Origin of the sequence: Metapseudomonas cellulosilytica, assembly GCF_049334135.1 — a bacterium.
In the GTDB taxonomy this organism is placed as follows: domain Bacteria; phylum Pseudomonadota; class Gammaproteobacteria; order Pseudomonadales; family Pseudomonadaceae; genus Metapseudomonas.
The window spans coordinates 125,445-148,280 of the sequence record NZ_JBHZGN010000013.1 but is presented as its reverse complement, the minus strand read 5'-3'; the positions used below and the strand labels follow the sequence as shown (position 1 = coordinate 148,280).

The following is a 22,836-nucleotide window of genomic DNA, read 5'->3' as shown; positions in this document are numbered from 1 at the left end:
GCGCCAGAGTGGCGACATCGGCCCAGGAAGCGGTTGCCATGCCCATCAGGAAGCTGCGCATCAGCGATATCGAGGCCCTACATCGGCTGCTCGCCGAGGTGAGCGCCGAGGGCGAGTTCCTGCTGCGCGCCGAAGCGCCGCCCATCGAGCGGATGCGCGCACTGCTGCTGCGGGCGCTGCCGCTGGACCTGCCGCAGTTCATCGCCGAAGTGGAGGGCGAGCTGGTGGGCTCCATCGAGGTTTTTCCCGCCAGTTTCTGCCGCATGGAAGATGCCTTGGGGGAGGATTTCGGCCTGCTCGGCATGCAGGTGAAGAAAGCCCATCGCTGCCGGGGGCTGGGTGGACAGCTCATGGAAGCGGCGCTCGACCAGTTCCGCCGGCTGGGCATGGGCAGGGTGGAACTGGCAGTGCTCAAGTCCAACGGACCGGCCATCCGCCTCTACGAGCGCTTCGCCTTCCGCTGGGTGGAGGACTTGCCGCCCTGCACCCTGCCCAACGGCCGAGCCGACACGCCGCAGAAGATGCGCCTGCTGCTGGGCTGAGCCACGCGCCGTCGCCACAGCGCCGACACGCCTTCTCAGGGCCTGTGGCCGGCAGTATCCTGCGCGTTTTCGCCGCAAGCCGCAGTTGCCGCCGATGTTGCTGACCACCTTCAAACCCCACGTGCTCAAGCTGATCGAGCTGCTGCAGCGTCATCCACGGCTGATCGCCCTCTACGGCTTCTGCTCCGGCCTGGCGAGCTTCTTCCTGGTGGAGCGGGGCGAGCGGGTCGCCAAGGTGATCGCCATCCTGCTGCTGGTGAGCTGGCTCTGGCTGATGCTGGAAAACCTGTTCCGGCGCAGCGTGGAGCGGCTCTTCGGTGTCGAGCTGCCACCGCCCCTGATGCGCTTCCTGACCCAGCTGATCCATCAGGAAAGCCTGTTCTTCGTCCTGCCCTTCTTCTTCGTCACCACCAGCTGGAACAGCGGCCAGGCCCTGTTCACTGGCCTGCTAGGGACAGCGGCGCTGTGCTCGATCACCGACCCGGTGTACAACCGCCATCTGGCGCCGCGCCGCTGGCTGTTCCTCGCCTATCACACGCTGACGCTCTTTGCCGTGTTGCTGGCCGCGCTGCCACTGATCCTCCAGTTGACCACGGCACAGAGCTACCGCTGGGCCCTGGGCGCCGCCGTGGCACTGTCCTTCGTCAGCCTGTTCGGCGTCATCCCCGGACAACGCTGGTGGCGGGTCGTGGGGCTGTTGGGGCTGACCCTGGCACTGGGCGGGCTCGGCTGGGTGACGCGGGTCTGGGTGCCGCCGGCGACCCTCTGGCTCACCGAAGTGGCGGTGACCCCGGAGCTGGACAATCACCGGCGCACGCCGGGCGATGGCGTGAAAGAGGTGACGTCCGGCGACCTGCGCACCAAGGGTCTTTATGCCTACACCGCGATCAACGCGCCGCGCGGGCTGAACGAGCGCATCTACCACGTTTGGCGCTTCAAGGGCCGCGAAGTGGACCGTATCGCCCTGGATATCCACGGCGGACGGGAAGCCGGGTACCGCGCCTGGACCCACAAGCAGAACTTCCCCAGCGACCCGGTGGGCCGCTGGCAGGTGCAGGTACTGACCGAGGCGGGGCAGATGATCGGCACCTTGCGCTTCCGGGTAACGCCCTCGGAACTGCCGCCCAAGCCGCACTGAACGCCCCCTACCCATCCAGCCCAGCGGACGGCTTTTCGTAGGATGGGTCGGGCGGCGTTCCGCGAGCTTGCGATACCCATCAACCGCCGCCGATGGGTATCGCTCCGCTCCAGCGGAACGCCGCCCGCCACCTCCTACGGGCACCATGAGCTCTCGGTTTGTGCTTTACGCACCCTTGGTCCGCGCGGGCGTCAGCAACGTAGGGTGGAAATCCCGCAAGGGATTTCCACCACCCCGGCGCATCAGCCGAAGAACCAGTAGCAGACGACGATCGAGGCCAACACCCCGGACAGGTCCGCCAGCAAGGCGCAGCCCACGGCGTGGCGTGCACGCTGGAGGCCCACCGAGCCGAAGTAGACCGCCAGCACGTAGAAGGTGGTCTCGGTGCTGCCCTGCATGGTGGCGGCCACCAGTGCGGGGAAGCTGTCGACGCCCTGGCTCTGGATGGTCTCGAGCAGCATGGCGCGCGCGGCGCTGCCGGAGAATGGCTTGACCAGGCCGGTGGGCAGCGCGTCGACGAAACGGCTGTCCAGCCCCAGGCCTTCGACCGCCCAGCGGATGACATCGAGCAACTGGTCCAAAGCGCCCGATGCCCGCAGTACACCCACCGCGCAGAGCATGGCGACCAGATAGGGCAGGAGATTCTTCGCCACCTCGAAGCCTTCCTTGGCACCCTCCACGAAACTCTCGTAGACCGGCACTTTCTTCAGCGCGCCCATCACCAGGAAACAGAGGATCAGGGCGAACAGGGTGAGATTGCCGAGTAACGAGGACAGCGCCGTCAGCGCGGTCGCGGAAAGGCCGGCCAGCACCGCCATGAAGCCGCCGAGCAACAGCGCGCCGCCGCCGAACCAGGCGAGCAGCACCGGGTCGGTCAGCCTGATCCGCTGCATGAAGGCCACCGACAGCAGCGCCGTCATGGTGGAAATGGCGTTGGCCAGCAGGATCGGCAGAAACACCAGGGCCGGGTCGCTGGCACCGGCCTGGGCGCGGTACATGAAGATGGTCACCGGCAGCAGCACGAAGGAGGAGGCGTTCATCACCATGAACAGCACCTGGGCGTTGCTCGCCGAGGTGCTGCTGGGGTTCAGCTCCTGCAGGGACTTCATCGCCTTGAGGCCGATGGGCGTGGCGGCGTTGTCCAGGCCCAGGCCGTTGGCGGTGAAGCTCAGGGTGACCAGGCCGAGTGCCGGGTGGCCACGCGGCACCTCCGGCATCAGGCGGGCGAACAGCGGGCCGAGCAGGCGCGCGAGGATATCCACCAGGCCGGCCTTCTCGGCGATGCGCAGGAAGCCGAGCCAGAGGGTGAGGGTGCCGAACAGCAGGACCATCACGTCGACCGAAAGCTTGGCCATGGCGAACAGGCTTTCCACCATCGCCGCCCAGACACCTGGGTCCCCCCCGATCCAGCGCACCAGTGCGGCCACCGCCGCCACCAGGAAAAAGCTCAGCCACAGGCCATTGAGCATGTGCAGTCCCCCAACAATCAGTGACGCGGATTCTAGCGGGGCGGTAGCCGTGGCGGCGAATCCAATCTCTGGTGCGCACGGCGCACCCTACCGGGCAGGACCTTCGCGTAGGGTGCGCCGTGCGCACCTTGGGGAGTCATGCCTGGCCCCGGAGCACCTGCCCGCGAAACGGCCAGAAAAAAAGCCCCGACCAGGTCGGGGCTTCTCTTCAATCACATCAAGGGCTCAGTCGATCACCGCCCGGCCCGTGGGCTGCGCCTCGGCGCTGCTCAAGCTGGGCAGGGAGGCCAGGTAGCGCTGGCCCTTCTCGGCGTCGTACATGCCTTCCCACTTCGCGATCACCAGCACCGCCAGGGCATTGCCGATCACGTTGAGGGCGGTGCGGGCCATATCCATGATGCGGTCGACACCGGCGATGAAGGCCAGGCCCTCCAGGGGGATGCCGACGCTGCCCAGGGTGGCCAGCAGCACGACGAAGGACACGCCCGGCACACCAGCGATGCCCTTGGAGGTGACCATCAGGGTCAGCACCAGCAGGATCTGCTGGCTGAGGGAAAGGTCGATGCCGTAGAGCTGGGCGATGAAGATCGCGGCGATGCTCTGGTAGAGGGTCGAGCCATCGAGGTTGAAGGAGTAGCCGGTGGGCACCACGAAGCTGCTGATGGCGCGCGGCGCGCCGTAGGCTTCCATCTTTTCGATGATGCGCGGCAGCACGGTCTCGGAGCTGGCGGTGGAGTAGGCGAGGATCAACTCGTCCTTGAAGATGCGCATCAGCTTGGTGATGGAGAAGCCGAACAGGCGCGCCACCAGGCCCAGCACCATGAAGGCGAAGAAGGCGATGGCGAAATAGACCAGCACCACCAGCTTGGCCAGCGGCAACAGGGAGGCGAAGCCGAAGTTGGCCACGGTCACCGCGATCAGCGCGAACACGCCGATGGGGGCGTAGGCCATGATCATGTGGGTGACCTTGAACATGGTCTCCGACACGCCCTGGAACACCTTCACCACGGGCTCGCGGGTTTCCGCCGGCAGGCTCGACAAGCCGAGGCCGAACATCACCGAGAAGAAGATGATCGGCAGCATCTCGCCCCGGGCCACGGCAGCGAAGATGTTGGACGGGATCAGGTTCAGCAGGGTCGAGATCAGCGCGTGGTCGTGCTGCACTTCCTGGGCGGTCTGCTGGTACTTGGAGATATCCACCGTACCCAAGGTGCTCATGTCGATGCCGGCGCCGGGCTGGAAGAAATTCGCCAGCAGCAGGCCGACCACGATCGCCACCGTGGTCACCACCTCGAAGTAGAGGATGGTCTTCAGGCCGATGCGGCCGAGCTTCTTGGCGTCGCCCACGCCGGCGATGCCGACGACCAGCGAGGCAATGACGATCGGGATGACGATCATCTTGATCAGGCGGATGAAGATGTCACCGGCCGGTTGCAGGACGTTGGCGATCCACCAGGCCTTCTCGGCGCTGAAGTGGTTGAGCAGGGCGCCAATGGCGATACCCAGCACTAGCCCGATGAGAATCTGCCATGCGAGGCTCAGTCTGGCCTTGGTCATAGTCGTCACCCTCTGATTTCTTGTGGAAGTCGGGAGTGCGGTTTCGTCCGGGGTGGCCGGGCGAACCGCAAAAGGGGCGACATGATTCATAGCGAGCTAATGATCGTCTAATGCCGTAACCGCCTACCCCATGCAGAATCGGCATAACCCAATTCAGATGGAACCATGGTTCCGGCACCTCTCCGATAGCGCTTTCGGCATGGGTGATTTTCTCGAAAGCGCGGCGGCAAAGTAGGTGGACGCCATCTAGGCTGACTGGGTCCGGCCCGATCGGGCCCCGATCTATGGATGAATGGAGAGCGGCGATGAAGAAGATCCTGGTGCTCTATTACTCGATGTACGGTCATATCGAGCGCATGGCGGAATCAGTGGCGGAGGGCGCACGCAGCGTTCCCGGTGTGGAAGTGACCCTGAAACGCGTACCGGAAACCATGCCCGCGGATGTGGCCCGCCAGGCTGGCGCCAAGCTGGACCAGGCCGCCCCCGTTGCCACGCCACCGGAACTCGCGGACTACGACGCCATCTTGTTCGGCACGCCGACCCGCTTCGGCAATATGAGTGCGCAGATGCGCAACTTCCTCGACCAGACCGGCGGACTCTGGGTGAAGGGGGCGCTGATCGGCAAGATCGGCAGCGTCTTCACCTCCACCGGCACCGGCGGCGGCTCGGAGACCACCATCACGTCGTTCTGGCACACCCTGGCGCACCACGGGATGCTGCTTGCCGGCCTGCCGTACTCGGCACCGGAACTCAGCGACATCAGCGAATTGCGCGGAGGCTCCCCCTACGGCGCAGCCACCGTTGCCGGGGCAGACGGTTCGCGCCAACCGAGCGACAAGGAACTGGCCCTGGCGAAGTTCCAGGGCGCGCATGTGGCGAAGATGGTCAGCAGGATGGCGTGAAGCAGCAGCCCAGGGCAGCGGCAATGCTCCACACGGCCGCGATGCCCTGGGCTGCTTCTGGGTTCATGACTCCCGGCGCGTCATGCGGCCGGTATCTCTCTAATCAGGCGGGCTGGCTCGCATCCTGCGGTAGCCACTCGGAGAGCAGACCGAGCAGCCCCAGCAGGCCTATCAGTCCCACCAAGTGGTAGGGGCGCGCTTTCAGGATCTTGAGTGCTTCGAACTTGTACGACAGGAAAGCATTCATTCTCTTGTCCTCCCTCAGGTGGAGTCGGGTTGGAGTTGCCGGACGGGCCGGCGTTGAACCTTCGACAGCACTGCCCATGCCATTAAAAACCCCGAACAACCATGCCTCCGCTAGTTCGATTGGCTATTACCTCTCCCAATCCAACCCCACGGAATCTGGCTCGATTCGGCGTCTATTCCTCAGGCAGATTGCACATCGTCAAAGAAGCCGGAACCCCCTTGTTCCGGGCGGAGCGCACCTGGTCGCGCGAGGGCATAAAGAAGTGCATGGACCCGTTCGCAATCAGGTAAGAGCAATTCAGCAAGACCTGTGCCGCCCCCTGCCAGGGAAGAAACCGCCACCAGATCAGGAAGTTAGCCTTGAGGCTGGGAATACCGATGCGTGCATGCTGCAAGACGGGTGGAAAAAGCGCGTGCGAAATGCACGAAATTTCCTGGACTACGTTCCATGACTCGGAACTGGAGCGAGAGCATCGAACAGGCAACCGATCGCCAGGTACGAGTCCGGCTGCTAGATGGCAATGCGACGATCCTGCACACCTCCCCCTGGCGAGATTCCAGGATGCACAGGTAGCGAAGCGGGTCGGCTGGAGGGAGTGAGGCGCAGCAGTATCCGCTGTCCGCCGGAAGCCGGACGAAATCCAGCCCCCGGCAGCAGCTTGCCTGACCCGGCCCGCATTCGCGGAGGCACCCCTTTTGCCCCCAGGTCGCGCCGCTCCTCACGACGCAGAGCAACCCGGCCCCTTGGTCTGTCAGCCCGGTTCCGGGCTCAGATCCTTCGAGTGCTCGAACCCCCTTGGGGCTCGAATTCAGTTGTCCGTGCCGTTAACGCTAGCCTTCCTCTCAGCCGTTTCGGCGCCCCATGACGAAGGACACGACGAACAGCACCAGGAAGATGATGAACAGTATCTTCGCGATGCCTGTGGCGGCCCCGGCTATGCCGCCAAATCCCAGCACGGCAGCAACGATGGCGATGACCAGGAATGTAAGTGCCCAGCTCAACATGGCCTTTCTCCTTCTTCTGCTTCTGGTTTTTTCACGTCAGCGGCTCACGTGCCGGCTGCGCCCGTACCACCGACACGGCAATCGGCACCGCGCCGGCGGGTGTGACGAACATTGCGAGGGTGCCGCGCAGCCGGGCGAGGCCCCACAGCAGGTTGGTCAGGGTAGAGCTCCACATGGCGTTACTCCTCCACGCCGTTCAGAACACCCAGCGTGCCTGGATTGCGAAATCGGCCCTGGTGCGCTGGCCCACTTCGTGCAGCGGGCCGTCGGAGCGGTCCGGTGCGGCTGAGCTGCTCTGCTCGGTTACAGGGATATCGAGCGGCCTCGGTTGGGTCCGCTCACGCAATTGCCGGTCGACGAACAACCCGAGCAGCACGAGCAGGCCGATCAGCAGGATCGTGAGCAATCTGGATAAGTGCGGTTGGAAACCTTTCATCTCGAGTCCTCCACTGGCACGTAGCGGCCAGGCCTGGATCTTCGAGTGCACTGTCCATGCCACTCGGGTCCGAAGGAAAAACCTCTTGAATTCAATTGGTTGGATCTGCTTTCCATGCTGGCCGTGCGGCAACTTGCACGATCCTGGATCAAACACTCGGGCAATTTGCACGCGTGCAAAAGGCCGGGAACGTCCCTGTTCCGGGCGGAGTGCTCCTGGGGTGCGCAAAGGTCACAAGAGGTAAAGACCGCTGCGACTTCAGGTAAGAGAAATATCGCAAGGCCTGTGCCAGCCCTCTCATCCTTGAAATGTCCTTGGATATCACGCGGTTAGTCTTTTTCTGGGAACTTCCTACACTTGCATGCTGCAAGGCATGTAGGAAAAGCGCGTGCAACTTGCACGATATTTCTTGGACTAACTTTCTATGACTCGGAAATGGAGTGAGAGCATGGAACAGGTAACCGAGAACCAGGGAAGAATCCTGTTGGTGGATGACGAAGCCGCCATCCTGCGCACCTTCCGCTACTGCCTGGAGGACGAGGGTTACAGCGTTGCCACGGCCGGCAGCGCGGCCCAGGCCGACGCGATCCTGCAGCGGCAGGTGTTCGACCTCTGCTTCCTCGACCTGCGCCTGGGCGAGGACAACGGCCTCGACGTACTCGCGCAGATGCGCGTACAGGCGCCCTGGATGCGGGTGGTGATCGTCACCGCGCATTCGGCGGTGGATACCGCAGTGGATGCCATGCAGGCGGGCGCGGCTGATTACCTGGTCAAGCCCTGCAGTCCGGACCAGCTGCGCATGGCCGCGACCAAACAACTGGAAGTGCGCCAGCTCACCGCCCGCCTGGAGGCCCTGGAGGGCGAAGTGCGCCGTGGCGGCGACGGCCTGGATTCCCACAGCCCGGCCATGATGGCCGTACTGGAAACCGCCCGGCAGGTTGCCGGCACCGATGCCAACATCCTCATCCTCGGCGAATCCGGCACCGGCAAGGGCGAACTGACCCGGGCCATCCATGGCTGGAGCAAGCGGGCGAAGAAGCCCTTCGTCACCATCAACTGTCCCTCGCTTTCCGCCGAACTGATGGAGAGCGAACTGTTCGGACACAACCGCGGTGCCTTCACCGGCGCCAGCGAGAACACCCTGGGCCGGGTCAGCCAGGCGGACGGCGGCACCCTGTTCCTCGACGAGATCGGCGACTTCCCCCTGAGCCTGCAGTCCAAGCTGCTGCGCTTCATCCAGGACAAGGAGTACGAGCGGGTGGGCGACCCGGTGACGCGGCGTGCCGACGTGCGCATCCTCGCCGCGACCAACCTGGACCTGGACGAGATGGTCCGCGAGGGGCGCTTCCGCGAGGACCTGCTCTACCGCATCAACGTGATCGCCCTGAACCTGCCGCCCCTGCGGGAACGCCACGAAGACATCCTCGGCCTCGCCGAGCGCTTCCTGGCCCTTTTCGTCGGCGATTACGGGCGGCCCGCGCGCGCCTTCAGCGAAGAGGCGACGGCGGCGCTGCTGGGCTACCGCTGGCCGGGCAACGTGCGGGAACTGCGCAATGTGGTCGAACGCGCCAGCATCATCTGCAACCAGGAGATGGTCGAAGTCAGTCACCTGGGGCTGGGCGCGGCACCCACCACCAACGCGCCGCGGGTAGGCGGGCCGCTGAGCCTGGAAGAACTCGAGCGGGCGCACATCGCCGGGGTGCTGGCCAGTAGCGATACCCTGGACCAGGCGGCCCGGACCCTCGGCATCGACTCCTCCACCCTCTACCGCAAACGCAAGCTCTACGGGCTCTGAACGGTGCAGCGGCCATGCGATTGCGCACACGGCTGTTCCTGAGCATCTCCGCACTGATCACCGTCGCCCTGGTAGGCGTGCTACTGGGACTGGTCGGTGTGATGCAGATGGCCGGTTCCCAGGAGCATCTGATCGACCGCTCCTTCGCCACCATCGATATCAGCCTGCGCCTGCGCCAGCACCTGGGTGACCAGATCGTCAACCTGATGGGCAAGGAACTGGACGTGCCGGCGCTGCAGGCGTCGCAGCAGCAATTCCTCAGCGCCCTGGAGGATGGCATGAACTCGGCGGCGGACACCCAGACCCGTGAGCAATTCCAGAAAATCGCCGCCTCCTACCAGACCTTCCTCGATGCGGTGCGCCAGCCCGCGAGCGTGCGCATGGGTCTTCTGGACGACGACAACTTCAGCCACTCAATGGACGTCCTGAGTACCCGCATGGTGGAACTGCAGCGTCACTCCCTGAACGTGGTGGGAGGGGCCAGCGGCGCGGCGCGCAACCGCGCGCTGCTGATCGCCAGCCTGCTGGGGCTGCTCGGCGTGGCGGTGCTGCTGATCGGTTTCGTCACCGCCCAGGGTATCGCCCAGCGCTTCGGGGAGCCCATCGACGCCCTGGCCAAGGCAGCCGACCAGGTGAGCCGCGGGGATTTCCAGGTCACCCTGCCGCTCTCGCCGATAAACGAGATGACCGCGCTGATCCGCCGCTTCGGCCTGATGACAGAGGCCCTGCGCCTGCTCAAGGAAACCAACATCGAAAAACTGCTGGCCGAGCAGCGGCGGCTCAAGGCAGTGCTCGACAGCATCGACGACGGCCTGTTGATCCTCGACCGCCAGGGCCGCGTGCAACACGTCAATCCGGTGGCCCAGCGACAACTGTCCTGGGAGGAATTACCCAGCGGCCAATCGCTTACGCGCGCCCTCGGCCACCCGGAACTGGAGGAGCTGGCGCAGCGGGTCCTGCGCGGCGAGCCGCTGGAGGACGAACCCGAAGACCTGGTGGTGGACGCCGATGGCGAGCAACGCCTGTTGAGCTGGTGGCTGACGCCGGTGGTGCTGGATGAGGGCCGCCTGCTGGGCGGCGTGATGGTCTTGCGCGATGTCACCGAGGCCCGCCTCTTCGAGCGGGTACGCAACGAGTTCGTGCTGCGCGCATCCCACGAATTACGCACGCCGGTCACCGGCATGCAGATGGCCTTCGGCCTGCTCAACGAACGCCTGCATTTCGACCCCGCGAGCCGTGAGGGCGACCTGCTGAGGACCGTGGACGAGGAAATGCAGCGACTGGTGCGCCTGATCAACGACCTGCTGGACTTCTCCCGCTACCAGAGCGGCGTGCAGGCGCTGGAGCGCGAGCCCTGCGACATCGAGGATCTGCTGGCGCAGCTGCGCCAGCGCTACGGCGCCCAGGTCGCGGAGCGGGGCATCGCGATCGAGCTGGAGCTGCAGCCCCCCCTGCCACGGGTGGCGCTGGACCGCCTGCAGATCGAGCGGGTGCTGGACAACCTGGTGGGCAACGCCATCCGCCACAGCCCGGACGGCGGCCATATCCGCCTGCAGGCCCGGCGCCACGGAGAGCGGTTGCTGTTGAGCGTCACCGACGAGGGCGACGGCGTGCCCTACAGCCAGCAGGCGAGGATCTTCGAGCCCTTCGTCCAGATCGGCCACCGCAAGGGCGGCGCCGGACTTGGCCTGGCCCTGTGCAAGGAGATCGTGCAGCTCCATGGCGGGCGCATCGGCCTCTATTCCCGGCCGGGGCAGGGGTCGCAGTTCTATATGACGTTGCCGGTGTGATCACAGAAGGGCCTGACCCTTCCTTGTAGGGGCGAATTCATTCGCCAAGCAGGCCGAAGGTCTGCCCTGCAAAGCGTCAGGGGGCAGCTGCGCTGCCCTTGGCGAATGAATTCGCCCCTACAGAAAAGAAGTCCCTGCAACGGACGGGTTCATCGCTCGCGCGTCAGTGCCGCATCCCATTGAGCACCAGCAGCAGGGCGGCGGTCTCGGCATCGGGCTGGCCGTCGTAGAGGCGCTGGCGATATTTCATCTGGAAGGCGGCGATGACGTTGCGGGTGGCCTTGTCCAGCACGCCGGTCTGCGGCGTGGTGTAGCCCTGGCGCGCCAGTTGCTGCTGGAACCAGCCGATAGTGGGCAAGGCCACGGCGAAGCGCGCTTGCTCGCGCGCCACGGCGCGGGCATCGGGCCAGGGCACCAGGCCGGCATCGGCGAGGCGTTTCCAGGGGAAGAGGGGGCCCGGGTCGACCTTGCGCTGGGGGGCGACGTCGCTATGGCCGATGATGCTGCCGAGCGGCAGGTTGTGGCGCTGGACGATGTCCTTCAGCAGCAGGATCAAGGCGTCGATCTGCGCCTCGCTGTAGGGCTGGTAGACCCGACCGCCGGGACCATCGCTATACCCCTCGTTGACCAGTTCGATGCCTATGGTGCTGGCGTTCAGCCAGGTACGCCCCTTCCATTCGCTCTCGCCGGCGTGCCAGGCGCGACGGTTCTCGTCCACCAGGCGATAGATCTTCGCCGGGTCGTCGGCGATCAGGTAGTGGCTGCTGACGCCATCGCGGGTCAGCAGGCGAAGGGAGCTCTCCGAATCGGTGGAGGTGTAGTGCAGCACCACGTACTGCACGCGGCTGCTCTGGCTCACCGAGCGGTGGCTGTCGTCGATGAGCAGGCCGCCGGCACAGCCGCCGAGGAAGATGAGGGCGAAGCCGAGGAGCAGGTTCTTCATGGGTTCAGGTGGAGGACGCTTTGCAGGTTGTCGAGCAGCATGTCGACGCTGAGCATGATCAGCAGCATGCCGGTCAGGCGCTCCACGGCCATCAGGCCACGGTCACCGAGGAATCGTTGCAGGAAGGCGGCCTGCAGCAGGATTAGCGCGGTACAGGCCCAGGCCAGCACGACCGCGACATAGAGCTCCCAAAGCTCACCCTGGTGGGTGTTGCGAAGCGTCATCAGCACCGCCAGCGCCGAGGGGCCGGCTACTGCCGGGGTGGCGAGCGGCACCAGCATGGGTTCGCCGCCGGGCAGGTCGCCAAGCACGCCTTCCGGGCGGGGAAAGATCAGCCGCAGGGCGATGATGAACAGGATGATGCCGCCGGCGATGGCGATGGACTCGCGGGACAGGCCCAGGCCGCTGAGGATCTTGTCACCGAAGGTGAGGAACAGCAGGAGCAGGGCCAAGGCGAACAGCAGCTCACGCAGCGCCACCCGCAGGCGCCGCTCCGGCGACACGCCCTTGAGCGCGGCGATGAAGATGGCGATGTTGCCGAAGGGGTCGGTGACCAGAAAGATCAGAACGGCAATGCCTAGGATTTCCATGAGGTGCTCCCCTCAACCAATGGGCAGAAGTGTAATGGCCGGCGGCCTTGGCGTCTGCGCACAGGCGCGGAGGAGGGCAGCGAACCTGTTGCAGATTCTTCCTACGGCCTCGGACCGGAAAGGGGCGCGGATTATACGCGGCTGGTTCCGCGGGGCCAGCCAGCATGGCAATCGGACATGGGGCCTTCAGGCCGGGATGAACGGCGAGGTGAACTGATTGGGCTGCAGATAATGTTGTAGGAAACGGACAGCCTCCCGCCGAGGAAGACCACCATGCGCCGCGCGCTGCTCTGGTTGAAGCAGGATCTCAGACTCGACGATCACCCGGCTCTGCAGGCGGCGGTGCAGGCCGATCGCGTGTTGCCGCTGTATGTCTTCGATCCGACCCTGCTTCGTCCGTCGCCCCTCGGCCCCCGGCGGCTGGGCGTACACCGCGCGCGCTTCCTCCTGGAAAGCCTGGCCGCTCTCGACGCGGGCCTGCGTCAGCACGGCTCGCGGCTGATGGTGGTACAGGGTCATGCCGAACTGGTGATCCCCACGCTGGTGGAGCACCTGGACCTGGACGAGGTGTTCACCCTGGATGAAATGGCGCCCTACGAGCGCGCCGAGTTGCGTCGCGTCCGCCAGGCCCTGGACGTGCCGCTGACCGAACTCCAGGGCAACAATCTGCTGCGTGAAGATGAACTGCCACGGCCGCTGAACGACCTGCCATCGGTGTTCAACCAGTTCCGCGAGCTGGTGGACGAGCGCCTGCACATATTCCAGCCGCGCCCCGTGCCCCACACCCTTCCGCCATTGCCGAGCGGTGCGGCCGCGCTGATGGAGGCCTTGCCGACGCTGTCCCGCCTGGGCCTGGGCGAGCCGTTGGGCGTGCCGACCACGGCCTTCCCCTTTGCCGGCGGCGAACCGGCGGCGCTGGCCCGACTGCGTGACTACCTGTGGGATACCCAGGGCGTGCGCCAGTACCAGGAAACCCGCAATGGCATGATCGGCAGCGAGTATTCCTCGAAGCTCTCACCCTGGCTGGCCAACGGCAGCCTTTCGCCACGCCGGGTCGCTGCCGAACTGCACCGACTGGACGGTCAGCATGGCCGCGACGACTCCACCCAGCAGCTGTGGGTCGAGCTGCTCTGGCGCGAATTCTTCCGCTGGACCCTGCTGCGCTATGGCAGCGCCCTGTTCCGCGCGGATGGCCTCAAGGCCACTTCGCGGGCCCCGCGCAATCTCGACGAGCGCTACCTGCACTGGTGCAACGGACGCACCGGCATGCCACTGGTGGACGCCAACATGCGCGAACTGGTGATGACCGGCTGGATGTCCAGCCGCGGCCGCCAGGTGGTGGCCAGCTATCTGGTGAACGATCTGCAGCAGGACTGGCGCTACGGCGCGGCCTGGTTCGAGGAACACCTGCTGGACTACGACCCGGGGAGCAACTGGGGCAACTGGGCCTACCTGGCCGGCGTCGCCTCCAACCCAAGCCGTGCGCGAGCCTTCAACGTCCTGCGCCAGGCCCGCCAATACGATCCGGACGCCGCCTACGTCAGCCTCTGGCTGCCGGAGCTGCGCGGCCTGCCGGTGGAACAGCGGCACACGCCCTTCATGCTCAACGAGCTGCAGTTCGCCGGGCTGGATTACCCGCGCCTGGAAAACATCCCGGACAACTGGAAGCCCTATATCTCGAGTGCAGCCTGAGTCGGTCTAGCCTGATTGAGCCACGCCCTGCGGATCGGGCTCGCTGCGCCCGACTGAACGTTGCGATGCGGCCAGCTCGACCCGGTTACGCCCATGGTGCTTGGCCCGGTAGAGGGCCTGGTCGGCGCGCTGGAAGGCGGCATCGCCAGGCTCGTCGGCGAACAGGGCGGTGAGTCCGGCCGAGAGGGTGATGCCAACCCGCTCGCCCTTGAAGTGAAAGGGGCAGGCTTCGATCCCCGCACGCAGGTTCTCCAACAGTTGCAGGCCACCTTCGATGGCGGTGGAAGGCAGCAACAGGACGAACTCCTCGCCACCGAAGCGGGCGATGAAATCGGTCTTGCGCAGGCGCCTGCCGAGTTCGCCGGCGATGATCTTCAGCACCTTGTCCCCGGCCAGGTGGCCGAAGCTGTCGTTGACCCGCTTGAAGTGATCGATATCGATCACCGCCAGGAGCAGTTCGCCGCCGTAGCGTTGCTGCCGGGCCAGCTCGATCGCCAACCTCTCGTTCCACGCGGCGCGGTTTGGCAGGCCGGTGAGGGGGTCCTGCAGGGCTTTCTGGCGCTGGGCCTCGAGGTTGTCCTGGAAGCCCTTGGCCTCTTCTTCCATGGCCGCCACTCGCGTCATCAGCGCCTGCAGACGCTCGCCGACTTCCCTTTCACGGACAGACCGTTGCTGCTGGTAACGCTCCATGGTGGCGAGCAGGCCGTCCAGGCGCTGCTCGAGACCCCGCCTCAAGTCGTCGAGGTCGGTGGCGTCCTGCACACTGGCTTGCAGGCCGCTGACCTGCTCACGCAACTGATCGTCCAGGGCCCGGGCACTGTCCCGCGACTCGGCATGGCCAGCCTGGGCCGCACCGAGGTGTTCGATGAAGAGTGCCAGCCGCTGATTGAGTGCCTTGAGGTAGACGGCGAACTGGCGCTGGCCGTTATCGGTCACCGCCAGCACCAGCACACCCAGGTCATCCAGCACCGGCACCAGTTCGTACCAGTTGAGTCCGCCTTGCAAGCGCCGGCGCAGCGAGTCGGCCTGGGACTGGTGGTACTCGGGCAGATCCAGCTCGTCGATCAGCGAACGCAGGCTGTCGGCGACATGGGGCGCGATGGCGCTATAGCCGGGCTCGGGCGAGGCGGGCAGGGCATAGGCGGGGTCGCCTTCGCCGATGATCAGGGAAGCCGCCAGGGGCAGGCTGTCGAGGAGACTGCCGGAGAAGGTACGAGTCCGCGCAGGGCCGGGCCCAGCGGGCTCGGAAAGGGGCGTTTCGTGCAAGGCGGGCGCGGGTGGAACCACCCCGGGCTGGGCCTGCGGCTCCGGCATGGCCACGGTAGGCGCGATGGGTGACATGGGTGGCGCGTCGGCAGGCGCCCCGTCATGGCCACCACCGAACAGGCGCTGCAGCAACCCAGGCTTGGCGACCGCCGTTTCGTCGTTGGCCAGGGACTGCAAGGCCTGGCCCTGGAGCACACCGAGTTCGGCCAGCAGCGCCGGCAGCTCCCGGGACTGGCGCGCACGCTCGTCGATGCGTTTGACGAACTGCCTGAGGCTCTTGCGCACGTCTCGCGGCACATCGAGATCGAGCAGGCGACCGGCAATCCCGGCGAGCGCGCTGACGTTTTGCTCTACGCGCTGCTGGCGGCGATGTTCGGAGTCCAGTACGGCCTTCTCCAGGCGCGGGATCAGCGCCGAGAGGCCAGCGTCGATCTGCTCGCCGCGAATGATCTCGCGCAGCTCCTGCATGCACTGGTCGACCGCCTTGTCAGACCCCTCGGCCGCCAGCGAGCTGCGCACCAGGCCTCGGCGCAACAGGTCGAGGCGGGCGTCCCAGCGCTTTTCCAGCTTCTCCTGCTGCTCGAGGCTTTCCAGGTACTTGGCCTTCCAGCGCTGGGCGTCTTCGCTCATGCAGGGATTCCGCGCTGGGCTTCACTGATGGCCGGAAGGTTGGCTCGCAGTGCATCGGGCAAGCGGATATCCACCGCCACCGGCAGGTGATCGGAAATGGGCTGGCTGAGTACGGCCACCCGCTCCAGTGTCAGGCTGGGGCTGAGCAGGATGTGATCAAGGCAGCGCTGCGGCCGCCAGCTGGGAAAGGTGGCTTCCACCTGGGGCGCCAGCAGGCCGAGGTCGCGCAGGGGCGAGCGCTCCAGCAGGTCATTGGCATGGGTGTTCATGTCCCCCATCAGCACCACGTGGCCGTAGCTACCGACCAGCTCGCGGATGTAGGCCAACTGGCGGGTACGGGTACGGGCGCCAAGGGAGAGGTGCATCATCACCACGGCCAGCGCGTCGCGCCCCTTGCCGAAGCGCATGAGAATCGCGCCACGTCCGGGCGGGCCGGGCAGCGGGTGGTCTTCCAGCAGGCTGGGCTGCAGGCGGCTGAGCAGGCCGTTGCTGTGCTGGGCGAGGCGCCCTAGATTGCGGTTGAGCTGCTGGTACCAGTAGGGAAAGTCGCCGAGTTGGGCGAGGTGTTCGACCTGGTTGATGTAACCGGAGCGGATGCTGCCGCCGTCGGCCTCCTGCAGGGCGACCAGGTCGTAGTCGCCGAGCAGGTCGCCAATGCGCTGGAGGTTTCCGGCGCGGCCCGTGTGCGGCAGCAGGTGCTGCCAGCCACGGGTCAGGTAGTGGTGGTAGCGCTCGGTGCTGATGCCGACCTGGATATTGAAGCTGAGCAGACGCAGGCGACCATCGGCGGGCAGCCCGCCCTTGTCGCTATTGGGGTTCACCCGTGCAGCGCACGAGCTGGCCGCCCGTTCACTCACCCAGCGTCTCAGCATCGGGCGAATGCGCCGCTTATTTCGCGGCGCGCTCCTTCTCGATCAGGTGCTCGGCCACCTTGAGGGTCTGCTCCGGGCCACCCGAGGAGCTGATGTCGAAGCGGTACTTGCCGTTGACCACCAGGGTCGGTACGCCGGTGATCTGGTAGGCCATTGCCAGTTTCTTGGCCTTTTCCATCTGGCCTTTCACAGCGAAGGAGTTGTAGGCCTTGAGGAAGGCATCCTTGTCGACGCCCTGGGTGGCGAGGAACTCGGCCATTTCCTCGGGGGTAGCGAGCTTCTTGCCGTCCTTGTGGATGGCGTCGAACACGGCTTTGTGCACCTGGTGCTCGACCTTCATGCTTTCCAGGGTGATGAACAGCTGGCCGTGAACGTTCCACAGGCCGCCGAACATGGCGGGAATGCGCACGAAGTTCACGTCTTCAGGCAGCTTCTCGGTCCAGGGATTGAGGGTCGGCTCGAACTGGTAGCAGTGCGGGCAGCCGTACCAGAACAGCTCCACCACCTCGATCTTGCCGGGTACGGACACCGGAACCGGGCTGCTCAGCTCGACGTACTGCTTGCCAGCCTCGATGTCGTCAGCCTGGACGGCGCCCATGCCCAGCAGGCTGGCGCCGGCAAGAACGGCGGAAAGGATCAGGTTACGCATGCTTCACTCCTTGACGGGTAATGGCGCCGCGACGGCCATGATTCGACCTGTGGCGAGGCGGCGGGTTCCGGCCATTGTAGCGGGCCTGGGAACGAAAAAGGGTGGCCTGGGCCACCCTTGTTCAGCTTCCGGACAACGGACCTCAGTGCAGGCCCTGGATGTAGCTGGAAACCGCTTCGATGTCCTTGTTGCTCAGCTTCGCAGCGACGGAGCGCATGACCTGAGTGTCGCCATCGTTGGTGCGGTTGCCTTCACGGAAATCGGTGAGCTGCTTGGTCACGTACTGGGCATGCTGGCCGCCCAGGTGCGGGAAACCGGCAGCGGGGTTGCCGGAACCGTCAGGGGAATGGCAGCCGGTGCAGGCAGGCATGCCCTGATCCAGCTTGCCGCCGCGGAACAGCGCTTCACCACGCGCCACCAGCTTCGGATCGGCGGCGCCGACGCTGCCTTTCTGGCTTGAGAAGTAGGCGGCGATGTCAGCCAGGTCTTCGTCGCTGATGTTGGTCAGCAGGCCGGTCATTTCCAGCACGGTACGGTTACCGGCCTTGATGTCCTTCATCTGCTTGAGCAGGTAGCGCTCGCCCTGGCCAGCCAGTTTCGGGAAGTTCGGGGCGGCACTGTTGCCATCCGGACCGTGGCAGGCACCGCACACGGCGGCTTTGGCCTGGCCAGCCTTGGCGTCGCCGGCGGCGTGGGCCATGCCGGTGATGCCCAGGGTCAACAGCAGACTCACGATTACTTTGTTCATCAGCTAATCCAACTACGGCTAAAGGGTAAAGGTGTTATGCACCGGGCTACTTTATTGGCTCATCCACTGGATGACGGCCTTGTAGTCCTCGGCACTGCAATCCATGCACATGCCTTTCGGCGGCATGGCGTTGAAACCATTGGTGACGCTCTGCACAAGATGGTCCATGCCCTTGGCCAGGCGCGGTTCCCAGGCAGCCTTGTCGCCTTTCTTCGGCGCCATCGGCAGCTGGCCATTGTGACAGGCACCGCAAGCCCGGTTGAAGATCGCTTCCGGATCCTGGGCAGCCTGCACGACGAAGGGCATCGCAGCAAGGCACGCGACGAGCAGTATTTTTTTCATGATCACCTCATCGGGAGGGCATCGCCGCGCGTTCTGCTGTGCGTCGGTCTTTGCCGTGGACACTTAGAACCCTCGGGGATAAAGCGCACACTAAATCTGCGGCATTATATACTGGCAATGCATAAACGGAAACGAAACCGCCCTCTGCGACACCGCGTCGCACCCCCGTCTGGATTCCCCATGTCATTGAAGAACCCCATCCTCGGTCTGTGCCAACAGGCCCGCTTCCTCATCAGTGCCGCCAAGGTCGACCAGTGCCCGCCGGATACCGGCCTGGAAGTGGCATTCGCCGGGCGTTCCAACGCCGGCAAGTCGAGCGCGCTGAACACCCTGACCCACGCCAACCTGGCGCGCACCTCCAAGACCCCGGGACGCACCCAGCTGCTGAACTTCTTCTCCCTGGACGAAGAACGCCGCCTGGTGGACCTGCCGGGCTACGGCTACGCCAAGGTGCCGATCCCCCTCAAGCAGCACTGGCAGCACCACCTGGAGGCCTACCTCAGCAGCCGCGAGAGCCTCGCGGGCCTGGTGCTGCTGATGGACATCCGCCATCCGCTGACCGATTTCGACCGCCTGATGCTGGACTGGTCCAGCGCCGGCAACATGCCCCTGCACATCCTGCTGACCAAGGCTGACAAGCTGGCCTTCGGCGCGGCGAAGAACGCCCTGCTCAAGGTGCGCCAGGAGATTCGCAAGGGTTGGGGCGAGGGCGTGAGCATCCAGCTGTTCTCGGCACCCAAGCGCCAGGGCATCGAGGAAGCCCATGCCGTGCTGGCGCACTGGCTGCAACTGGAGCAGGAAGAAGACGAGGCCGAAGCCTGAATTCCGGGCAAAAAAAACCCCGGACTTCGTATGGGGAGGGGGAAGTTCGGGGTCTAAGTCTGAACCGCTAGGGCGGGGTCCAGATATCTGCCAACACTAAACACAGCAAAAGGAGCATCGAAAGGCTTCACCAGCCATTCAGTTGTGTGACTCCACCGCCTCGCAGAAAGTTCAGACTGACATCCAAAACAGTTAGCTATTAGAAAATTCTGTTTATTCGATCAGGAACTAAGCATCTGTATCACCCCTGATACAGATGCCCAGCCCGAGGACGCACTCAGTGCGCCTCGTCCCAGTTGTTGCCCACGCCCACTTCCACCACCAACGGCACATCCAGCTCGGCGGCGCCGCTCATGCGTGGGCGAATCTGCTCGGACACCTGTTCCACCAGGTCCTCGCGCACCTCCAGCACCAGTTCGTCGTGCACCTGGAGGATCACGCGGGCATCCAGGCCGCTCTCCTGCAGCCAGTCGTCCACCGCCACCATGGCGCGCTTCATGATGTCCGCCGCGGTGCCCTGCATCGGCGCGTTGATCGCGGTGCGCTCGGCGCCCTTGCGCATGGCCTGGTTCTTCGAATGGATTTCCGGCAAGTACAGGCGGCGCCCGAACAGGGTTTCGACGTAGCCCTGCTCGGCGGCCTTGGCACGGGTGGACTCCATGTAGGCCAGCACGCCGGGGTAACGGGCGAAGTAACGGTCGATGTAGGCCTGGGCCTCCTTGCGCTCGACGCCGATCTGCTTGGCCAGGCCGAAGGCGCTCATGCCGTAGATCAGGCCGAAGTTGATCGCCTTGGCGCTGCGGCGCTGGTTGGCACTGACTTCCTCCAGAGGCACACCGAAAACCTCGGCGGCGGTGGCGCGGTGCACGTCGCGGTCGTGGCGGAAGGCATCCAGCAAGCCTTCATCCTTGGCCAGGTGGGCCATGATGCGCAGCTCGATCTGCGAGTAGTCCGCCGCCAGCAGCTTGTAGCCCTTGGGCGCGACGAAGGCCTGGCGGATGCGCCGGCCCTCGGCGGTGCGGATCGGAATGTTCTGCAGGTTCGGGTCGGTGGACGACAGCCGCCCGGTGGCCGCCACCGCCTGGTGATAGGAGGTGTGGATACGCCCGGTGCGCGGGTTGATCTGCTCCGGCAGCTTGTCGGTGTAAGTGCTCTTGAGCTTGCTCAGGGAGCGGTACTGCATGATCACCTTGGGCAGTTCGTAGTCCTGCTCGGCCAGGTCGGCGAGCACGCTCTCCGCGGTGGAGGGCTGCCCCGTGGCGGTCTTGGCCAACACCGGCAGGCCGAGCTTTTCATAGAGGATGGCGCCGAGCTGCTTGGGCGAGCCGAGGTTGAACTCCTGCCCGGCCAGGTCATAGGCCTGGCGCTCCAGCTCCACCATTTTCTCGCCCAGCTCCAGGCTCTGCTGGCCCAGCAGCTTGCCGTCGACGAAGGCGCCGTTGCGTTCGATGCGCGCCAGCACCGGCACCAGGGGCATCTCGATGTCCTTCAGGACCCTGGCCAGGGAGGGGATGGCTTCGAGCTTCTGCCACAGCGTCTGGTGCAGGCGCAGGGTGACGTCGGCATCCTCGGCCGCGTAGGGGCCGGCCTGTTCGAGGGCGATCTGGTCGAAGGTCAGCTGCTTGGCGCCTTTCCCGGCGATGTCCTCGAAACGGATGGTGCTATGACCCAGGTACTTGAGGGCCAGGCTGTCCATGTCGTGGCGAGTAGCCGTGGCATCGAGCACATAGGACTCGAGCATGGTATCGAAGGCGATGCCCTGCACGGCAATGGGCGTCGAGGCATTGGCCAGGACGTTCATATCGTATTTGGCGTGCTGGCCAACCTTGGCCTTTTTCGGGTCTTCCAGCAGCGGCTTGAGGGCCTTGAGCACCGCATCGCGGTCCAGCTGCTGCGGCACACCCATGTAGCTGTGGGCCAGGGGCACGTAGGCCGCCTCGCCGGCTTCCACCGCGAAGGACACGCCCACCACCTGCGCCTGCTGGGCGTCGAGGCTGGTGGTCTCGGTGTCGAAGGCGAACAGTGGAGCGGCTTCCAGCTTCTTCAGCCAGGCGTCGAACTGGGCCTGTTCGAGGACGACGTCGTAACGCGCTTCCGCTTTCGCGGCCGGCGCCTCTTCCAGCGCCAGCTGCTCACCGCCGGACTTCGCCTGACGCTGCAGGTCGTCCAGCCAGGTCTTGAATTCCAGAGTCTTGTACAGCTCGGCCAGGGCATCGCGGTCCGGCTCGCCGGGGTGCAGGGCATCGATCTCGACGTTCAGCTCAACGTCACACTTGATGGTGGCCAGCTTGTAGGACAGGTAGGCCATGTCCTTGTGCTCTTCGAGCTTGGCCGGTAGGCCCTTGGCGCCGCGGATCGGCAACTCCGGCACCTTGTCGAGGCTGGCATAGAGCACATCGAGACCGCCGCCCACGCCAGTGAGCAGGCCGAGGGCGGTCTTCTCGCCGACGCCGGGCACGCCGGGAATGTTGTCCACCTTGTCCCCCATCAGCGCCAGGTAGTCGATGATGAGTTCAGGACCGACACCGAATTTCTCCTTCACGCCATCCACGTCCAGCGTGCTACCGGTCATGGTGTTCACCAGCGTAATGTGCCCGTCGACCAACTGCGCCATATCCTTGTCGCCGGTGGAGATCACCACCGGGCGGCCGCCCGCCGCACTCTGCCGGGCCAGGGTGCCGATCACGTCGTCCGCTTCCACGCCCTCCACGCACAGCAGCGGCAGGCCGAGGGCACGCACGCTGGCGTGCAACGGCTCCACCTGCACCCGCAGCTCGTCCGGCATCGAGGGGCGGTTCGCCTTGTATTCGGCGAACATCTCGTCGCGGAAGGTGCCGCCCTTGGCGTCGAAAACCACCGCGAAGGGGCTGTCCGGGTACTGCCGGCGCAGACTCTTGAGCATGTTCAGCACGCCTTTGACCGCGCCCGTTGGCAGGCCGGCTGATGTGGTCAGCGGCGGCAGGGCGTGGAAAGCTCGGTACAGATAGGAGGATCCGTCCACCAGGACGAGGGGGGCTTGGCTCATGCGTGAAATCAACCTTTATTCACCGGACCCGAAGTAGAATGGACCGATCATTGACAAGAAGGGACAAGGTTACCATGCGCGCACTGAACCGCCTTTTGCTGGCCAGCCTGCTGGCAGTCGCCCCGGTCGCCACTTTCGCCGCAGACGAGCCGTCCGCGGAACCGGACGTCACCATTCGCCAGGAAGGCGACAAGACCATCCAGGAATACCGCGTCAATGGCATCCTCTACGCCATCAAGGTGACGCCCAAGGGTGGCAAGCCATACTTCCTCGTCCGTGCCGACGGCGATAACAACTTCGTTCGCTCGGATTATCCCGACATGCTGATCCCGGCCTGGGAAATCTTCAGCTGGTAGCGCCAAGAAACCCCGTAACAA

22 protein-coding genes are annotated in these 22,836 nt (G+C 65.1%); 8 read left to right on the top strand and 14 right to left on the bottom strand.

The window, feature by feature from the left end; all coding sequences use genetic code 11:
• Window positions 1–38: 38 nt before the first annotated feature.
• Complete coding sequence (locus ACFW0H_RS17990; RefSeq protein WP_422915226.1) at window positions 39–542, top strand: GNAT family N-acetyltransferase; 504 nt, start codon at window positions 39–41, stop codon at window positions 540–542.
• A 94-nt stretch (window positions 543–636) separates the two neighbouring features.
• Complete coding sequence (locus ACFW0H_RS17985; protein ID WP_422915225.1) at window positions 637–1,680, top strand: DUF5924 family protein; 1,044 nt, start codon at window positions 637–639, stop codon at window positions 1,678–1,680.
• 242 nt (window positions 1,681–1,922) lie between these two features.
• Here the strand turns inward: ACFW0H_RS17985 and ACFW0H_RS17980 are convergent, their stop codons facing one another.
• A complete protein-coding gene (locus ACFW0H_RS17980) occupies window positions 1,923–3,149 on the bottom strand; it encodes a nucleoside recognition domain-containing protein (RefSeq protein WP_422915224.1) in 1,227 nt (408 codons plus the stop codon).
• A gap of 225 nt (window positions 3,150–3,374) precedes the next feature.
• Window positions 3,375–4,706 (bottom strand): glutamate/aspartate:proton symporter GltP, encoded by a 1,332-nt coding sequence (gene gltP / locus ACFW0H_RS17975; protein ID WP_422915223.1) that lies wholly within the window; start codon window positions 4,704–4,706, stop codon window positions 3,375–3,377.
• Between the two features lie 305 nt (window positions 4,707–5,011).
• Between gltP and wrbA the strand changes: the two genes are divergently transcribed.
• On the top strand, window positions 5,012–5,608 hold the full coding sequence (gene wrbA / locus ACFW0H_RS17970; RefSeq protein WP_422915222.1) for an NAD(P)H:quinone oxidoreductase: 597 nt from the start codon (window positions 5,012–5,014) through the stop codon (window positions 5,606–5,608).
• Between the two features lie 103 nt (window positions 5,609–5,711).
• Here wrbA and ACFW0H_RS17965 read toward each other — a convergent pair whose 3' ends face one another.
• From ACFW0H_RS17965 to ACFW0H_RS17950, 4 genes are all read right to left on the bottom strand, one after another.
• Window positions 5,712–5,855 carry a hypothetical protein gene (locus ACFW0H_RS17965; RefSeq protein ID WP_422915221.1) on the bottom strand — a complete coding sequence of 48 codons (144 nt, stop codon included), beginning with the start codon at window positions 5,853–5,855 and terminating at the stop codon, window positions 5,712–5,714.
• A gap of 842 nt (window positions 5,856–6,697) precedes the next feature.
• Window positions 6,698–6,859 (bottom strand): DUF1328 domain-containing protein, encoded by a 162-nt coding sequence (locus tag ACFW0H_RS17960; RefSeq protein WP_422915220.1) that lies wholly within the window; start codon window positions 6,857–6,859, stop codon window positions 6,698–6,700.
• A 31-nt stretch (window positions 6,860–6,890) separates the two neighbouring features.
• The gene (locus ACFW0H_RS17955) at window positions 6,891–7,034 is read right to left on the bottom strand and encodes a hypothetical protein (RefSeq protein ID WP_422915219.1); all 144 of its coding nucleotides are present in this window, start codon (window positions 7,032–7,034) and stop codon (window positions 6,891–6,893) included.
• A 21-nt stretch (window positions 7,035–7,055) separates the two neighbouring features.
• Window positions 7,056–7,295, bottom strand: a complete 240-nt coding sequence (locus tag ACFW0H_RS17950; protein WP_422915218.1) for a hypothetical protein — start codon at window positions 7,293–7,295, stop codon at window positions 7,056–7,058.
• 448 nt (window positions 7,296–7,743) lie between these two features.
• Between ACFW0H_RS17950 and algB the strand changes: the two genes are divergently transcribed.
• Window positions 7,744–9,090 (top strand): sigma-54-dependent response regulator transcription factor AlgB, encoded by a 1,347-nt coding sequence (gene algB, locus ACFW0H_RS17945; RefSeq protein ID WP_422915217.1) that lies wholly within the window; start codon window positions 7,744–7,746, stop codon window positions 9,088–9,090.
• Window positions 9,091–9,104: 14 nt separating this feature from the next.
• Entirely contained in the window at window positions 9,105–10,880 is a 1,776-nt protein-coding gene (locus ACFW0H_RS17940) for a KinB sensor domain-containing domain (protein WP_422915216.1), read from the top strand.
• A 163-nt stretch (window positions 10,881–11,043) separates the two neighbouring features.
• Here the strand turns inward: ACFW0H_RS17940 and ACFW0H_RS17935 are convergent, their stop codons facing one another.
• Together ACFW0H_RS17935 and ACFW0H_RS17930 are read right to left on the bottom strand one after the other, a co-directional pair.
• Complete coding sequence (locus tag ACFW0H_RS17935) at window positions 11,044–11,823, bottom strand: N-acetylmuramoyl-L-alanine amidase (protein ID WP_422915215.1); 780 nt, start codon at window positions 11,821–11,823, stop codon at window positions 11,044–11,046.
• The gene (locus ACFW0H_RS17930) at window positions 11,820–12,413 is read right to left on the bottom strand and encodes a MarC family protein (RefSeq protein WP_422915214.1); all 594 of its coding nucleotides are present in this window, start codon (window positions 12,411–12,413) and stop codon (window positions 11,820–11,822) included. Before ACFW0H_RS17930 ends, ACFW0H_RS17935 begins: the two co-directional genes overlap by 4 nt.
• A gap of 273 nt (window positions 12,414–12,686) precedes the next feature.
• Between ACFW0H_RS17930 and ACFW0H_RS17925 the strand changes: the two genes are divergently transcribed.
• On the top strand, window positions 12,687–14,105 hold the full coding sequence (locus ACFW0H_RS17925) for a DASH family cryptochrome (protein WP_422915213.1): 1,419 nt from the start codon (window positions 12,687–12,689) through the stop codon (window positions 14,103–14,105).
• A gap of 6 nt (window positions 14,106–14,111) precedes the next feature.
• Here the strand turns inward: ACFW0H_RS17925 and ACFW0H_RS17920 are convergent, their stop codons facing one another.
• The 5 genes from ACFW0H_RS17920 to ACFW0H_RS17900 all read right to left on the bottom strand — a co-directional run bounded on the left by ACFW0H_RS17920 (window position 14,112) and on the right by ACFW0H_RS17900 (window position 18,612).
• Window positions 14,112–16,001: a diguanylate cyclase gene (locus ACFW0H_RS17920; RefSeq protein WP_422915212.1), complete on the bottom strand. Its 1,890-nt coding sequence runs from the start codon at window positions 15,999–16,001 to the stop codon at window positions 14,112–14,114.
• Window positions 15,998–16,873, bottom strand: coding sequence for an endonuclease/exonuclease/phosphatase family protein (locus ACFW0H_RS17915; protein ID WP_422915211.1), 876 nt, complete (start codon window positions 16,871–16,873; stop codon window positions 15,998–16,000). The genes ACFW0H_RS17920 and ACFW0H_RS17915 overlap by 4 nt, the downstream gene beginning before the upstream one ends.
• Window positions 16,874–16,889: 16 nt before the next feature.
• A complete protein-coding gene (locus ACFW0H_RS17910; RefSeq protein ID WP_422915210.1) occupies window positions 16,890–17,522 on the bottom strand; it encodes a thiol:disulfide interchange protein DsbA/DsbL in 633 nt (210 codons plus the stop codon).
• Between the two features lie 142 nt (window positions 17,523–17,664).
• The gene (locus tag ACFW0H_RS17905; RefSeq protein WP_422915209.1) at window positions 17,665–18,270 is read right to left on the bottom strand and encodes a c-type cytochrome; all 606 of its coding nucleotides are present in this window, start codon (window positions 18,268–18,270) and stop codon (window positions 17,665–17,667) included.
• Between the two features lie 51 nt (window positions 18,271–18,321).
• Window positions 18,322–18,612: a c-type cytochrome gene (locus ACFW0H_RS17900; protein WP_422915249.1), complete on the bottom strand. Its 291-nt coding sequence runs from the start codon at window positions 18,610–18,612 to the stop codon at window positions 18,322–18,324.
• Between the two features lie 180 nt (window positions 18,613–18,792).
• On the opposite strand from ACFW0H_RS17900, the gene yihA reads away from it, so the two are divergent.
• Window positions 18,793–19,434 (top strand): ribosome biogenesis GTP-binding protein YihA/YsxC, encoded by a 642-nt coding sequence (yihA, locus tag ACFW0H_RS17895; protein ID WP_422915208.1) that lies wholly within the window; start codon window positions 18,793–18,795, stop codon window positions 19,432–19,434.
• 277 nt (window positions 19,435–19,711) lie between these two features.
• Here the strand turns inward: yihA and polA are convergent, their stop codons facing one another.
• Entirely contained in the window at window positions 19,712–22,459 is a 2,748-nt protein-coding gene (gene polA / locus ACFW0H_RS17890) for a DNA polymerase I (RefSeq protein ID WP_422915207.1), read from the bottom strand.
• Between the two features lie 74 nt (window positions 22,460–22,533).
• Between polA and ACFW0H_RS17885 the strand changes: the two genes are divergently transcribed.
• On the top strand, window positions 22,534–22,815 hold the full coding sequence (locus ACFW0H_RS17885; RefSeq protein WP_422915206.1) for a DUF2782 domain-containing protein: 282 nt from the start codon (window positions 22,534–22,536) through the stop codon (window positions 22,813–22,815).
• The last annotated feature ends 21 nt before the right edge of the window (window positions 22,816–22,836 follow it).